The following is a 14,929-nucleotide window of genomic DNA, read 5'->3' as shown; positions in this document are numbered from 1 at the left end:
GGTGGTGGCTTCGAGAGCCAAATGCTGCTCGTTCGGAGGCTCCTCAAAGCCCCTACCACCCCATATCTTAATAGAAAACTATGGGGGTTAGTCAGAGGTTTGAATTGTCTACGCTAAAATTCCCACCCAATTATATCTTGAAGGGAAAAATTTATACATATAATCAGAGAAATTAAAGAAATAAAAATAACAAAGAACGTCGCAAAATGATTATCACTTGATTCTTTGCTTAGTATATAACTAAATGCTCCTGATATAATACCATGGCACCATAATAAGACACTCCAACTATATTCAGGATACCAAAAGTACTCAAAGATAATATAATTTTTTCCCTCTACGCTAATTCCAGAATAGTATGGAATATAATTATATACAGATAATATTATTAATAATATTAATGCTATATGAAATACAATAGCTATAACCATTATGAGAGATATGCTTATTTTATATAATAAACCTTCATTATTTGTATTTTCGATTATAAATCGATATGGTTTATATAATATGGAAATATATTTTATTTTTAGGAAAATGTAAATATATGGCAACAATATAGTTGTTAATATACCTAATAAAATTAAGTACCAAGCACCATCAAATACAAGCACTATCCCTGAAACTGGCCACGCTACCCAAGCTGACACTATCACTAAAATTGCCAAGGGAGAGGTGATAAGCACCAAAGAATTTAATATGGCTTTTCGCATTTAAGGCTTATCCCTTTGGATCAGGTGATTTCAACATCCTGTCATCAAGAAAACTTGAATCCCTACTTGCTACACAAATTATAATTTTAGTTTATCCCACACAATTAGAAGCGCAACCATAGGCTTCCCATAGGAAACTCTGCACCAGGTGGGCGATGGCAGGCTCCAAATAAAAAGAAGAAGATAACCTTTTCCTCCATCCCACCACGAAGGGGATGGAGGTGTGTCTTGCAACAAACCTATTGCGTTCCTGGTTTGTCCCGGGACATCATGAAGTAAAGGCCGCATCAACGGGCGGGAACCCTAGCGGCCTTTAAAATTAACCAGATATGAGTTAATCATGATACGCGCATTCACTATTGTCAACCTTCAGGTTCCCGCCGTTCACGGCGGTAATTGAGCAGGTTTGCTGATAAGCAATCCGCTCCGATCACAGATCCCCCTCAAAACTATGTTGACATTGTTGACAAAGCCAACCCGATGGCTTGGCTGCAGGAGCAGCGTGAGCATGAAGAGAAGGGCTTGCGCTTGTTCCAGTGCCTGCCGCGCGCCTGGCAAAGAACGCTTCTCCGCCGACATGGCGGCACCGGGGACGAGGAGCCGGACGACCTACACCTCGCACTGATTCCGCCAGAGCCAGACCCAAAGGCCGCCTTCGCGGAAGAACTGGAAAACAGAGCGATCTACCGCCGCGACTATGGACATATGGCGACATGGACACGCTGGATGCGACCGCCGAATGATGCCCCTCTCCCGTATACCTATAATGAGCGTCAGTGGATGGAGGAAAAAAGCGGCCAGGAGGCGCTAGATAGATTTCAGGCTATCGAGGCGGACCATTATCGTCTGGCAGATCTCAAGCCGCTCGCGCGGTCCATCTCCAATGCATGCCAAGGCCTGGAGCATGTACCCCGAGACACCATCCGGCTACTCGCATCGACAGACGAAGAACTCCTTGAAGAAGCAACCCGCATCACTGAGGGACGCGAGGCGGTTCACGTTGCTTGGCTTGCACGGCGGCGGCAAGATTTTGCTCGGCGGCAGAAAGTGAACGAAGGTCTTCGAAGGGCGCATCAGGACATAACGAGCACCAGGAGGATACTGGGAATGGGATTGGTTTTTATCCAAGAAGCGAATGTTCCAAACCACGCATTCTCCGCCAGGAAGCAGAAGGCCGCCGTGAAGAAGATTCGCCGCCGCCTAAAAGGTGCCCGGAAAAAGGCCGCGCAGGGCGGCGGTATCCATAAGCGGGAGCGGGATGCAAAATCCTGCCGCCGCCGGTTGCGGCGCAAGATTGGCAAATCGGCCGCATGGGCTGCTGGCATCCTGGGTTTGGTCGGTGGCCCTCCCAGGAAGCGCCTGCCCGCATATGCGGACAACTGGCAATTGCGGCGCTGGCGGGAGGTTCAGGAAAAAGGCCAAGCTTTTCTGGAGACTCACGAAATCTACCGGAACGTCGGCGGAGAAGAGACCGCCGTGTCCCTAGCCGAAGTGGCCGCATCAGCTGCACGAGGACGCGAAGCGCGGTGGTATGCAGTAATTAATGGCATGCAGGAGCAGGGCGAACGACGCGGCCTACTGCCGTTGTTCGTCACACTCACACTACCATCAAAATTCCACTTACACGCCGAATCCGGGAAGCGGGGCGACCCAAGCATCTCACCATCCATGGCTGCGAAGGAAATCAACCGCAGATGGCATTGGATAATGGCCTGGATGCGGCAGGCCGGAAACTCGCCGTTCGGAGCCAGGGTAATTGAACCGCAGCGCGACGGCACTCCCCACCTGCACGCATGTATTTGGATACGCGAAGAGATGCACGACGAATTTCTCAACGCCATCGATCGTCATTTCCCCACGACGATAGAAAAAGAGAAAGCCGCGCGTAGCGCAGTCGATGAAAATAAGAACGAAAAACCGCGCGATTTCAGCGCAGGGCCTGCCGCTGTAGTCCGAGTCGTAGACCCATCCCTGAGCTCCCCGACCACGTATATCATGAAGTACGTTCTCAAGTCGCTGAGAAGCAATTCAGCGCCGGAGAGCGAGGATGATCCTGGTCATGAAAGAGCCGCTGCATGGGCCTCTCACATTGGCGCCCGCAGAATTTCCCTGGTCGGATTGCGACCAGGAACCTTGGCGTTGTGGCAGACGGTGCAACGTCTCGCGCGGCAAGTCGAAGATGAAGAGAGCACCCGGGACATCGATAGCGAGATACCGCGCATCCGCTCTATCCTGCATGCCTGGAAGAAGAGACAGTGGGGAACCGTTCTGGTGCTGCTCGGGGGTTTGTCTGAACATCCCCGCTTGCTTCCTCGGCGCGGTGAGAGAAGGTCAACGTGGGGTGACACCGTCTACACCACTACCCACTATGTCCACCCCCAGGCCACCCCCTATGAGTTCGTCACGGTTGATGGTGAGATAAAGGTCAAACACACCCGTCCCGTCACCCTGGTCGTGCGGGAGGAGGTCTGGACTATCCGTGAGGTTAGTGGACAGGGTCATAACACCCTGAAAACAAATCCACTTTCAAATGTTATCAGTTCTTCAAGTTGCGGGGCTGACGCCCCGCCGGGTGACCATGAGCACCCTCCTGACGGCCACGATCCTCCGGATTCCGGATCACCTCAGACCCCAATTACGGCTTTACTGGAGACCGCAGGAGACGCGGAAGTCCCCCCGCGCGTGCCCGCGCGGCTGCAGCAGCAGGCCGATGCGATAGACGAAGCAATCGCTGCCGCTGGCCTGCAGGCCCTGCTCACACCCGCACCCCCTTCGCAGGCGGAGCATACATCACTTCAGGAATCCGAACGGGCGCGGTGCATCGTAAACAAGCTGAGAGAGACCGGAAAAATGCACCGGCTACGCGGTACCCGGCTGTCCTGGATGGCAGATACCACGTAGGTTTTGTCAACATATTTAAGTAATTCGCGTTCACGGATCGTGATTCACAACTAGCGAAATGTGATTCATAAGTCCCAGATCGGTGTTACCAGGATTTTTTCTTCACGAGATCATTGCGTTCCGCATTTGTTCACCCTAACCTGATAGGAGGGCCAGGGTAGGTCAGGAGCAAGCAATGTCGTTGTTCGACAACGACGCTTGCCCTCACTCGCTTCGCTCGCATCGGGACCAAGGGAGACACATCATGCCACGGAAAAAAAGAATCGGCATTCGGCTGACAGACGATGAACACGCCCACATCTTCGCGCGTGCTGGAGCCATGCACGTATCCGAGTTCATCCGCGCCCAGGCCCTGGGCCGCCGCCCCCGCCTTCCCCGCCAGATTCCCGCCATCAACCAAGCGGCCTGGTCCGACCTGGCGAGATGTCTAGGGAACCTCAACCAGATCACGCGTGCGGTTAACCGAGGAGAAGTGCCTGCCGACAGTGAGACCGGGAAGACCCTTCTGCGGCGCATCGATGAAATAAACGCCCACGTGCGCGACTTGAGGAATCATCTCATCGGGGCCGACCAGGAGTCCGCTCGATGATCGGGAATGTCACGAAAGGCCGGGGCAGCCGTGGAGTACTCAACTATACCCTCGGAGACCGGGATATGAACGGGAAAGCTCGCGAAAGGGAACCACGAATCCTCGGCGGCACATTTTCCGGCCAGACACCCGGCGAGATCGCCCGCGAGTTCGGCAACCTGCGCGAACTCCGGCCCGGACTAGGCCGCCATGTGACCCACTGCAGTATCCGGAAAAGCCCTGACGATCGCGATTTGACGGATGAAGAGTGGTCCGAAGTCGGGCGGATGTGGGCCGAGCAGATGGGCCACGATGGATACACGATCATATCCCACAACGATCACATCCACATCGTCGCCAGCCGTGTTGCGCTGGACGGCACCACCGTATCCGACAAGAACGACTACGAGCGCACCGAAGCTATACTGCGAGAGATTGAAGAACGGTTCGACCTCAAACGCGTACCATCCTCGCACCTCCTCACCCCCGAACGCGCTGCCGACCACCGCCGCGCGCCGTCGATGGCAGAGATATCCCAGGCAGAGCGAGGGGAAGCACCCATTCGCCAGATTATCTCTGACGCCATAGATGCAGCCCTTGCCGATGAGACCGGGTCCGTTACCGCACCTCAATTCGTCCAAGGTCTGGAATCCTGTGGAATCACCGTGCTGCCCAATCTTGCCAGCACCGGCAAGCTGAACGGATTCAGCTATGAGATGGATGGAAAAGCTGTAACGAGCAAGAAGCTCGGACGCGGGTACACGCTCAAAAATCTTCAGACGAAGGGGCTATCATATGACCCGAACAGAGACTTTGAACTCCTCCGTAGCTGCACATCACAAAGTGCGGATGCAACTCCTGAAAGAGGACATGGAGAACTTGGAGCTCCTGAAGCAGGACCTGAAACACCTAACCTCAGCAGACCACGCCGAGGAGCTGGCCCGCACGTTGGAGCCGATCGCGGCAACGATGACAGCCATGATCCAGAGAACGGGCAAGGCCAACCAGACACTGCACAGGTCAAGCCAGGAGGCTCAAAGAACCTTGGAAACCGTCCAGGAAATACAGGGTCAGGTCGCCGCCAACGCAAACCGGCTCTCCCGGGTCGTGCGGTTCACCCTCACATCATGCGCAGTCCTGACCGCCGCCACGGCCCTGATGACGGCGACCACGATTCTCTTGACGAAGGGGGTTCTGTAGAACCCGCTGACAACGGGAAGCAGCTGTATAAGGCCGAGCTTTGGGGCGCTCTGTACAATCAGAAATTACCCGAATCACTTCGCGAACAACTCCGCTTCGTAGACCAAGATCGCCGCATCATTGCGTTGAACGACGGTGCACGGATTGCCGACCACGGCCGCCACATAACAACCAATAAGCCCACAAACGCCGCCGTAAAGCTAATGATTGCGGAAGCGCAAGCGAAAGAGTGGAAGGCTATCAAATTTACCGGCAGTGACCTATTTAAAGAGCGGGCAGCACGGGAGGCAACCAGGAATGGCCTGCCAGTCACCAACCCCGAACTTCAATCCATCGTTGAAGATGAGAAGAAGCGCATGGAAGCCCGGGAACCCGCACCCGGCTCCCCGAGATGGAACTTGGCCGCCGCAGCCGGTGTACCGGCTGCGCCCAGAGGCAAGACTGACGCCACAGACCGGAACATGGCCCGCCAGCTCGATGCACTGAATGCCACTCAATATGAATGGCAGGCTATTCCTCCGAAAGGATACCAGCGCAACCCCAGCCCTCTCCGCACCGGCTCCCGGGCAGACCTGGAGAAGGCCAAATCATGGCTGAGGCGGCTCAACCGCGACGGCTTCGACATTTACGTCAGGCCCACCGCCGAGCAAGAGGCTTCCCAGGGGTTAGCGTTCATCGATGATATCGACCTCACTACGGCAAACCGCATGTTCAAAGACGGCCTGCCGGTCACCTGCCTTATCGAGTCCTCGCCCGGCAACTATCAAGGATGGGTTCGCGTCGGAGGTGAACTGACCCGTCAGGAAATCAAGGAAGTCAACAAAGCGCTGGCCGAAAAGTATTCGGGCGACCCCGGCGCGGCCACCAGCCGCCGCTTTGGCCGTTTAGCGGGCTTCACGAACAGAAAGCCCAGCAGGGTCCAGCCCCACGGCCTGCCCCCTTACGCGCGCGTTGAGAGCGTGCATGAAGGCGTTACTCCCCAAGGCCCCCAACTGGTCTCCGAGATCAAGGCCAAAATGAAGGAAGCCGCCCAGCAGGCCAAGGAGGCCACAACATTCCCCGTTCCGGGACCGAGGGCACGGCGGACACCAGGACGGCAGACACAAGACCCCATCGCCGTCTTCCAGGCCGCACGGTCACGGGCGGCCGCGAAGACCGATGACCAGAGTGCACTTGACTTCTCAGGCTCCCTGGCACTCATCCGGCGCGGCTTCTCAGACCGCGAGATTGCAGATGCCATCCAGGCCGCGCGACCATCCTTGGACACCAAGAAGAACGGCCGCGCCGAACAGTACATCGAGCGCACGATCGCACGCGCGCGAGAGATTGCCGCCGAGCAACAGCACCAGCCAGCTCCCGCATTCAGGAGATAGCGCCCATGGAAGATGAATTCGACTTTTTGCCCGACGATTTCCCGAGCCACCACGAGCTCGTGCGCTACCTCGCCCAGCGCCTGGGTAGGTTACCAACCCTGGCCGAGGTGGCCGCCTTGAGGGGTGTCATGATCGAGAAGGGCATGCGCCGGAAAGCACGGAAAGATAGGGATTACCAAGGCCTCGTCGCGGGCCGCAAACGACTGCGCGACGAGTTCGGGATGAAGCAATACCAGAAGAAGCCGCCCTCCGGGGGCGAAATCACCCACATGATAGACAACATCCTCGGAGACATGGTGCTGGCTACCGTGTGGGGAATGGCGCTGTGGCATGCGCTCAGAGACCTACACCCCATCCTCGCGCGCGACCACGCCGACCCTGATGATGACCGGGTGCCGCCGGAGGATTGGGCCGAAGACGGGCAGGCGACCGAGCCGCACGCCATTGTCACACTCGGTAAGCGCTTGCGGGAATACCGCCTGACTGACAACCCCCAGCTCACAAAAGGCTTCATGATGCCTACCGGCAGCCGCTGGAGAGCAGCCCTGGCATACATCGAGTGGAAGGCTGGCGGGGGTCTTGGCGCTCCTCCTCCAGCAGCAGTGAAAGGCGGACACTCGCAACTGATCATTGCGTTGGCCAATAGGACCAGCGGAGATGGCTTGCGAAGGATGCTCACAAAGGCCCGGAAAGCCGAACAGGCCGGTTCTGACATGCAACGCAAAGAGCTGTTGGATCATTGGGAGTGCTTGGGTGCCGTGGCCGCTACCCATCCTCGACATGTGCATATTGCTCCGGGTCCCGGCACCGGAGAGCTAGACCTTCCACCTGCCGAACCTGAGCCCGAGCCTGAACCGGATTCTGACAGTCCAGATGACACCCTGGACTCCACCAGGTTGGGATTACCCCAGCCGCCCTCACCACCGAAATCCCAAACCTACGGAGACTTATGATGACACATGACCATAATGACACCACCACGCCAGACGAACCCGAGACCAACGAAGAGGAGCTGCAGGACGAGATCACGCGTGCCCGTGAGATCATCCAATCATACACTCAGGAGCACGGCGATGACATCATGAACGAGACGCGGGCCGGGGTCTTCGGATCGATGGATGCACTATATACCGGCCACACCAGACAGGCCGTGAGAGCGGCCCTGACAGGCATTCTGCGCGTGGGCGGTGAGCAACAAGGCAGTGAGTTAACAACCAGGATACTACAGGGCGCGGAGAGTTCGATGCCCGCTCTCCACGCGTATGCGGCGATCCGCCCGCATGTGCTCGCGAACGACCAGGCTGCTGGCGATTATGGTGCGGCCAAGGCATGTCTTGCCGCCGGATACGACGAAGAGGACATCGAGCGCGCGATCTGCGTGCACGGCCGATACGGAATCCGCGGGGCACACTATTCCCTCCAGATCATAGTAGCTGCGAATATCGGGGATGCAGAACGGCCTCACCGCGCACCCAAGGCCAAGGCCGACCCTGGGCAGGACACCCCGCGCCCACGGGCTCCATGGTGATAACATGGGCCAGCACCGCACCATATACGCCCTCGACGGCAGCACCATCGAGCTACCGCCGGGGGCGGCGTGGCGGCCGCCCACGCTTTTGGACTACCGCATCACATCCGCGTATATCCCGGAAGGCACTCTGGAGACCCTTCCTGTAGCCATCTCGATCATTCGCACAATATGTCCTTGGCTAGAGCATGTGCACGCTGGGCCGGGGCTGTGGCGGATGATAGGTGAAGAGGAGGCCGCGATGCGGATGTCACACAACATCCGCCAGGATCGCCACGGGCGGCCTTGGGCGCGGACGTGCGGAGTTGCGCACGATACTGCCCCTGAGAGCATCACATTGGCTCTAGATGTCACCACTGTCGGGCTGATCACAACGGCGCTCCATGAGTGTTTTCACATCATCAGCCCACACCTATCCAGCCAGGCACATCGTGTGCTGGAGCAACACACGAGCACTGGGTACGACTGGCACGACCCGTATCACCGCAACCCAGAGGAGCGGAAGGCCAGGCTCTTCGAATCCTGGGCGCATGCCCTCCTCGAAGGCTGGCAGCCCCGGCCGTTCATACTGCCCCAAGATGGGTCGCTATGTTTGGAATCCATTTTCGATGGCATATACTCAGGCGAGATTGGGAAGAAGATCCAGCAGGACATGGAGAAGCAGGCCGCCGCATGATGCGGCGGATGCGGAGCATCATTCCGGGGTCCGCTACTCTCGCCGCCTCCGGCGGCTCCAGTGGCGCACCGGGAACCCGGAAGTGATGCATCGTCTCTCGACATGGCGGGAGACCGCCGAGCCTCGGGCCTTCACGTTCTGGATTTGACACAAGAGATCATCCCCCACCTGGGGGGTGAGGAAAAAGCTTTCCTCAAGATCCTTGCTGGAAATCCTTGCAAAATCCTTGGGCGGCCAAGGACTCATGAATGTTGACAAGGAATTGTTCAAAATCAATAGGTTAATAACTTTTTTCCTGGCGCATTGAACCCAAGGTTGCTAATACCTGGTCGGACTTAACACAACTCAGGAGACCATTAGACATGCTACCGGAACCTGATCTCCGGATCGCTGCGGTGGGCGTGGAAGGCACGTTCACGGACATAACCGAGACGACGGAGGGCGCTGAGATTCGGCAGAAATCGTTGGCAGCTTGGGAGAAAGGAACAGCGCGCGAGAGGTTCGCTGGGGACTTGGCTAAAGAGGTGGACTGGGCCGGAGAAGTCGAGATCGATATAATTTGGGACTGTATAATTATCTGGTCACGCGAATTTTAGAGTAATATATCGGAAAAATTATGCATCAATATAATTTTCCCTACCTCACCTCCTTATAGGAGGTGAGGCGTTCCCATAGACTAAATATATCTTTTAATTGTTTCTTGTATTTTTTCTTTATACTTATAGATATCTGTGACTTTTTTAATTTTATTCTTGTCTTCATTCTTACCTTCATCAAACAATCCAATATGCTTCACCTTCTGTGAATTAAACCATAATCTACATATTGGCTGCCTGTTGTTATCATCAAGAATAATAGAACAATAACTCTTTTGGTCACGTATTGTTACACGATCTACTTCCTCAAGTACATTTGATGCAATGGCCCGAACAATATAAAACCCTTGCCATTCTTCCTCAGTAGTTTCTATTTCAGATTCTTCTAAATCATCACCTTCAACTTCATCACCTTCAGAACCACCGGCATGGGCGTCCCCTTCAGATTGAAAAGCAACTTGAAGTCGATCCTGAATGCGGTCACGAATAATCTGCTCAAATGCCGAAATAACTGGATTTCTAAGTTGTTCAATAGCCGTTCTGGTCATATTTCCATCATAAAATTGGCGGCCTATTAATTTAACAAATTCATCTTCCGGATCCCGCATTTGGCTATTGAGATAACGGGCCGCCGCATGTGTGTATTTCATGTTTGCGGCAGTTGAAAGTATTGCTTCTAAATTGAATTTTTCCCTATGGAACTTAGCCAATTCTTTAATATCGGCATCATCAAAACTTTCTAGATCAAACATAAAAAATGGAAGTCTATCCATTTTGTTTGGTTCATCTATATCTGAAAAAAACCAATACTGCCTTCCATTTGTAAGCAGGCTAATTCTAACATCCTCTACTGAAAAATATCTATATAATTGAGTATATTGAGCTTCAGATAGTTCTGTATTAATTGGCTTTGCCTCAACAAGCATTTTTATTTCGTCATTAATTTTTAAGGCATAATCCACCTTTTCCCCTTTTTTCACTCCAACATCTGCAGTGTATTCCGGTATTACCTGCCTAATATCAAAGACATCAAATCCAAGCATCCTTAAGAATGGCAGAACTGTCGCATTTTTTGTGGCCTCTTCCGTTTGGGCTGTTTGCTTGCCCACGTTAGCCCGTTTCGCAAGATCACGAACACCATCAGTAAGATCCATTTACATTACCCTCTTATTTGCCTCCATGACGTGCAACCATGCCAAGACAAACTCTTTTGAGCAATGATAGGAATTTGAAAAGCAAGGCTAGAAATATGTTCCCAGACCCCGACTCAGGCCACATCATCAGTGCGAGATAAGTCTAGGTAGCACCCTCAATAAACTCACCAGCATGAGCCACTTCATGCTTTCTCATCAGCTTTCTCACGTCATCGTCATTGGGATTCACATACCGCATCAGCTGAGCGACGCTGCTATGACCAGACTGTCGCATCAGCACCCTCAACCCCCAGCCAGCCAATGACATACGCGTCAAAGCCTCGTGGCGCATATCATGAAATCGCAAATCTTTTATCCCAGACAAATCCTTTGCTGCGCGCTTCCGCGCCTCACTCCAACGATATTCCGCATTGTGCACACTCAGACTAAAATACTCATCAAGGCCACTACCCCGGCGACGGCGGGGTAATTCATCGAGTGCATCAAGCGCCGACTGAGCCACTGACGACAGCACCACATTCCGTTCGGAACCATTTTTCGTGTCGGGCACACGAATCACATCAGGCTCAATGCGCCAGCTTCTGCGGAAGGATAACAATTCTCCCATCCGGGCGCCCGTTGACAGTGCCAATTCCAGTAAGGCCAGCATCTCCTGACCGTCCAGACCCACAGCTAGCTCACGCCGTATAGCTCGTTCCTCGCCGTTCCGAAACCGACGTTCACGCGGAGAGGACGGACGTGGAATACCACCACGGTGGCGCTTTTCAGCGCGCAGTTTTTTCACAGGATTCTCAACTTCGGCGAACTCTGGTTTATTCTGAATATTCCCATAGACAGCAGACAACGTATTCACTTCATTCCTAATAGTCGAGGGCTTGCACCCTGCTCGCTGGCGCTCCACTATGTATTCAGCTATATGTCCAGATGTTATATGATTAATTTTCTTTGAAACAAGCCATTCATAATTGTTCATAAATCTTTTTATTAGGGTTCTTTCTTGCCTCCAACCCTTCTTATAGTTTGTTTCAATTTTATGATAACCGTTTAATACTTGCCAAAGCGTTGGAAACCATTTCTCCTCTGGAACCGGTTCGGGTTCCTTCTCAATCCGAGGATCTTCCCATTCCCCTTTCCTGATAGCCGCCTCAGTATCCCTCCCCCATTGCATGGCATCCTTCTTTTTCCTGAAAGTCTGGGATATTGAGCGTGCCTTCACCGGCTTCGGATAGTTTTTGGGAATGTCCACAATAACAGAATAGTTTCCGACCGACGTACGCTGCAAATGCATATGCCCCACCTCTTGTAACGGTTTGATGGGTAAATATAGCGTAATTCGTGCACAGTATAAACGGAAAATCCTTTATTCTCAACTATGTTGAACGGTCTCGAAAACCGTTGTAGGGTACCCCCCTACCGAGGGTTCGAATCCCTCCCTCTCCGCCATTTCCCTGGAGACCAACAATAAAATCAATGAGTTACAGGGCCAGAATTTGTCCCACCCCTTGACTGGTACAGTTGGCTGGTACAACAGGGTGGTACAGATCATGGGCTCTTCCGTGAACCTGGTGCGCCGCGGCGCCCGCTGGCACTTCCGAATCCCGGTGCCCCGGGATCTCCGGGATCTTCTCGGAAAAGGCGAGATCCGCCGTTCGCTCGTCCTCGTCGATGGACAGCAGGCGCGAAGGCTGGCATTGATTGCAACCATGCGCAACGGTGTCAATGCCGCCCACCTGAGCTACTGGATATCTTCTGGAGCGAACGTGCGGAGAATGACACGCGCATGCGGGATAACTTATGTCCTCGCGCGAGCTGGCTTGATGAAGTCGCCGGAAGCAAGCGGATCGCGGGTTATGCGAACGACGATATCCGGGCCTGCAAAGATCCCCGCACCAGCGCGCCGAGTGCGATGCCCTGACAGAGCGCGGCCACTCGCGAGCCGCCGAAGAAGGCATGATCCCAAAGCCGTTTTTGAGCGGCCCCACGACTGGGCCGCCTTGTCCTGAGAACACCGACCAGTTGGTGTTCTCGGACAAGTAAGACATCACGATGCCGGAGAGGACCCTCCATGCCAAATGCGACGGCGAAGATCTTCTTCCAATGCTCGAATAGCGCGAGATAGGTGTTGTCGCCTGTCTTCAGCCAAAGCGCGTTGAGGATTATGAGCCAACTCGCCAGCCCGATCGTGAAGGCAAACTGCAGGCGCGCCAGTATCTCGGCTGAAGACAGATCGAACAGGTCGGGTACCTGCGTTCAAGCTGGGTCGATATCGACCATCCGAAGGTAGGGACGAAGCGTCTCGAACCCCTGCGGGAACTGAACCTTTGCGTCGGCGTCGCTGAGGCTCGGGGGGATGATCGCGCGGTCGCCCGGACGCCAGTCGGCTGGCAGCGCCACACCCCTTGTGTCGCCGGTCTTGAGCGCGTCGATAACCCGGAGGATTTCATCGAAGTTGCGCCCGACGCTCATCGGGTAGGTCATCGTCAGACGAAGCTTCTTGGCATTGTCGATGATGAAGACCGAGCGCACCGCGGCCGTTTCGGACTGGGCGGGATGAATCATGTCATAGAGGCGCGCGATTTTCAGGTCCGGGTCCGCGACGATTGGAAACCGTAACGTGGTGTTCTGGGTGTCGTTCACATCGTCGATCCACTCCAGATGTTCGTCGACGGTGTCGGTGCTGAGCCCGATCGGTTTCACGCCGCGCTTGTCAAATTCGGCGCTAAGCTGAGAGGTTCGGCCCATTTCCGTGGTGCAGACCGGAGTGAAGTCGGCCGGATGGCTGAAGAAGAAGGCCCAGTCGTCGCCAATCCAGTCGTGGAATGAGATCGGGCCGAGCGTCGTGTCGGCAGTAAAGTCCGGGACAGTATCTCCGAGAAGCAGAGGCATGATGGTTCCTTTCGATTGAGTGATAACAGTCTACCGCCCATTGCCGTGCAGTTAAGTGACATTGTCACCTAGCTTGCAAAAAAATTATATTCTGAGTAGAAGTTTCGCTGGGAGATACAGATGAAGCTCACGGCATATTCCAACTATGCGCTTCGATCGCTTCAACTTGCCGCACTCAGGGCACCCGATCTCATCCGCGTTGACGACGTTGTGCGGGTGCACGGGCTGGCACGGCCGCATATCGTGAAAATTGTGCACGAACTGGGATGCGCGGGCTTCGTCAACACCCAACGCGGGCGTGGCGGCGGGTTCCAGCTCGCCCGTCCAGCCGAGGAGATCGTCGTGGGCGACGTCATTCGGCTGACCGAGGGGCCGCTCGATGTGGTTGAATGCTTCAACCCGGCGTCGAACACCTGTCCCCTCATCGGGGTCTGCCGGCTTTCCCGGGGTCTGCACGAGGCGACGCGCGCCTTCATGGCCGTTCTCGACGATCTCACGGTGGCTGATATCTCCGCCAATCGCGATCAACTCCTGGTGCGCATCGCAACCGCCGAGAAACAGGCCTTGGCGCCAATGCGGAGCAAGCCATGACCATCGGAGACTGGACCGAGCGGTTCCAGGGCACTCGTGACCTTCCCCGCGCGGTGCGGAACCGGCTCCTCGCCAGCGCACAGGTCGTACGGTACGCAAGTGGCGCGATCGTCTTCAACCCCGACAATCGTCCGGACAACCTGCTGTTTCTGGTCGAAGGAACGCTCCGGGTCTCGCAAACGGCAGAATCGGGGCGGGAGATCGTTCTCTACCGGGTGGAGGCGGGCGAAAGCTGTGTGCTGACGACGGCCTGCATGCTGGCAGAGGAGGCCTACAACGCCGAGGGCATTGCCGAAACGGCGCTGGTTGCCGTTGTGCTCTCGAAAGACACTTTCGATCTCCTTGCGGCGGAAGAGCCGAGTTTTCGAAGATTCGTGTTCGCGGCCTATTCCCGCCGTCTGCTCGATCTGCTCCACGTCGTCGACGAGGTGGCGTTCGGTCGGATCGATGTACGACTTGCGGCGAGGCTTCTCGCACTTGCCGGCAATGCCGAAGTAGTTTCGGCGACACATGACGACCTCGCCCGAGAGCTGGGCACGGCGCGCGAGGTTATTTCTCGCGTGCTGCAGGACTTCCAAAAGCGGGGGCTTGTCAGCCAGGCCCGCGGCCGGATCCGGCTGCTCTCCCGGGAAAGTCTGGCGCGGATCGCCGAAAGCGATTGAATGAAATTCCCTGCGCGCAGTTCCACCCGCCGGTTTTCAGACGCAAAGTGACAATGTCACTGAAGTCGGCGCGATAAAGTT

Annotated in this window: 13 protein-coding genes and 1 pseudogene; 9 read left to right on the top strand and 5 right to left on the bottom strand. The window is 55.0% G+C overall.

From position 1 onward, the window contains the following. Window positions 1-113 precede the first annotated feature (113 nt). Window positions 114-713, bottom strand: a complete 600-nt coding sequence (locus BP38_RS22555; protein ID WP_155992305.1) for a hypothetical protein — start codon at window positions 711-713, stop codon at window positions 114-116. 480 nt (window positions 714-1,193) lie between these two features. On the opposite strand from BP38_RS22555, the gene BP38_RS0108170 reads away from it, so the two are divergent. From BP38_RS0108170 to BP38_RS0108135, 6 genes are all read left to right on the top strand, one after another. Then, window positions 1,194-3,614: a replication endonuclease gene (locus BP38_RS0108170; RefSeq protein WP_026987329.1), complete on the top strand. Its 2,421-nt coding sequence runs from the start codon at window positions 1,194-1,196 to the stop codon at window positions 3,612-3,614. A 244-nt stretch (window positions 3,615-3,858) separates the two neighbouring features. Further along, complete coding sequence (locus BP38_RS19705) at window positions 3,859-4,203, top strand: plasmid mobilization protein (RefSeq protein ID WP_155992303.1); 345 nt, start codon at window positions 3,859-3,861, stop codon at window positions 4,201-4,203. Beyond that, on the top strand, window positions 4,200-6,755 hold the full coding sequence (locus BP38_RS22205) for a DNA-primase RepB domain-containing protein (protein WP_081816540.1): 2,556 nt from the start codon (window positions 4,200-4,202) through the stop codon (window positions 6,753-6,755). The genes BP38_RS19705 and BP38_RS22205 overlap by 4 nt, the downstream gene beginning before the upstream one ends. A gap of 5 nt (window positions 6,756-6,760) precedes the next feature. Then, a complete protein-coding gene (locus BP38_RS0108145; protein WP_026987325.1) occupies window positions 6,761-7,708 on the top strand; it encodes a hypothetical protein in 948 nt (315 codons plus the stop codon). Next, window positions 7,708-8,283, top strand: coding sequence for a hypothetical protein (locus tag BP38_RS0108140; protein WP_026987324.1), 576 nt, complete (start codon window positions 7,708-7,710; stop codon window positions 8,281-8,283). The genes BP38_RS0108145 and BP38_RS0108140 overlap by 1 nt, the downstream gene beginning before the upstream one ends. Before the next feature lie 4 nt (window positions 8,284-8,287). Further along, the gene (locus BP38_RS0108135; RefSeq protein WP_026987323.1) at window positions 8,288-8,959 is read left to right on the top strand and encodes a hypothetical protein; all 672 of its coding nucleotides are present in this window, start codon (window positions 8,288-8,290) and stop codon (window positions 8,957-8,959) included. A gap of 676 nt (window positions 8,960-9,635) precedes the next feature. Here BP38_RS0108135 and BP38_RS22200 read toward each other — a convergent pair. Together BP38_RS22200 and BP38_RS0108120 are read right to left on the bottom strand one after the other, a co-directional pair. Continuing rightward, on the bottom strand, window positions 9,636-10,709 hold the full coding sequence (locus BP38_RS22200) for a type I restriction endonuclease (protein ID WP_081816539.1): 1,074 nt from the start codon (window positions 10,707-10,709) through the stop codon (window positions 9,636-9,638). A 142-nt stretch (window positions 10,710-10,851) separates the two neighbouring features. Beyond that, the gene (locus tag BP38_RS0108120) at window positions 10,852-11,997 is read right to left on the bottom strand and encodes a tyrosine-type recombinase/integrase (RefSeq protein ID WP_026987321.1); all 1,146 of its coding nucleotides are present in this window, start codon (window positions 11,995-11,997) and stop codon (window positions 10,852-10,854) included. Between the two features lie 256 nt (window positions 11,998-12,253). On the opposite strand from BP38_RS0108120, the pseudogene BP38_RS23325 reads away from it, so the two are divergent. Further along, window positions 12,254-12,397, top strand: a pseudogene (locus BP38_RS23325) (DUF6538 domain-containing protein); the annotation flags it as partial. A 160-nt stretch (window positions 12,398-12,557) separates the two neighbouring features. Here the strand turns inward: BP38_RS23325 and BP38_RS22950 are convergent. Both BP38_RS22950 and BP38_RS0108110 read right to left on the bottom strand, forming a co-directional pair. Continuing rightward, window positions 12,558-12,848, bottom strand: coding sequence for a hypothetical protein (locus BP38_RS22950; RefSeq protein WP_437123993.1), 291 nt, complete (start codon window positions 12,846-12,848; stop codon window positions 12,558-12,560). Window positions 12,849-12,959: 111 nt separating this feature from the next. Continuing rightward, entirely contained in the window at window positions 12,960-13,595 is a 636-nt protein-coding gene (locus BP38_RS0108110) for a peroxiredoxin (RefSeq protein WP_026987319.1), read from the bottom strand. Window positions 13,596-13,715: 120 nt separating this feature from the next. On the opposite strand from BP38_RS0108110, the gene BP38_RS0108105 reads away from it, so the two are divergent. Both BP38_RS0108105 and BP38_RS0108100 read left to right on the top strand, forming a co-directional pair. Then, window positions 13,716-14,186, top strand: a complete 471-nt coding sequence (locus tag BP38_RS0108105; protein WP_026987318.1) for an RrF2 family transcriptional regulator — start codon at window positions 13,716-13,718, stop codon at window positions 14,184-14,186. Beyond that, window positions 14,183-14,848 carry a Crp/Fnr family transcriptional regulator gene (locus BP38_RS0108100; RefSeq protein WP_026987317.1) on the top strand — a complete coding sequence of 222 codons (666 nt, stop codon included), beginning with the start codon at window positions 14,183-14,185 and terminating at the stop codon, window positions 14,846-14,848. Before BP38_RS0108105 ends, BP38_RS0108100 begins: the two co-directional genes overlap by 4 nt. Window positions 14,849-14,929: the final 81 nt, after the last annotated feature.

The sequence above is a fragment of the Fodinicurvata fenggangensis DSM 21160 genome (assembly GCF_000686045.1).
Classification (GTDB): Bacteria; Pseudomonadota; Alphaproteobacteria; order Kiloniellales; family DSM-21159; genus Fodinicurvata; species Fodinicurvata fenggangensis.
This window is presented reverse-complemented; position numbering and strand designations above follow the sequence as displayed.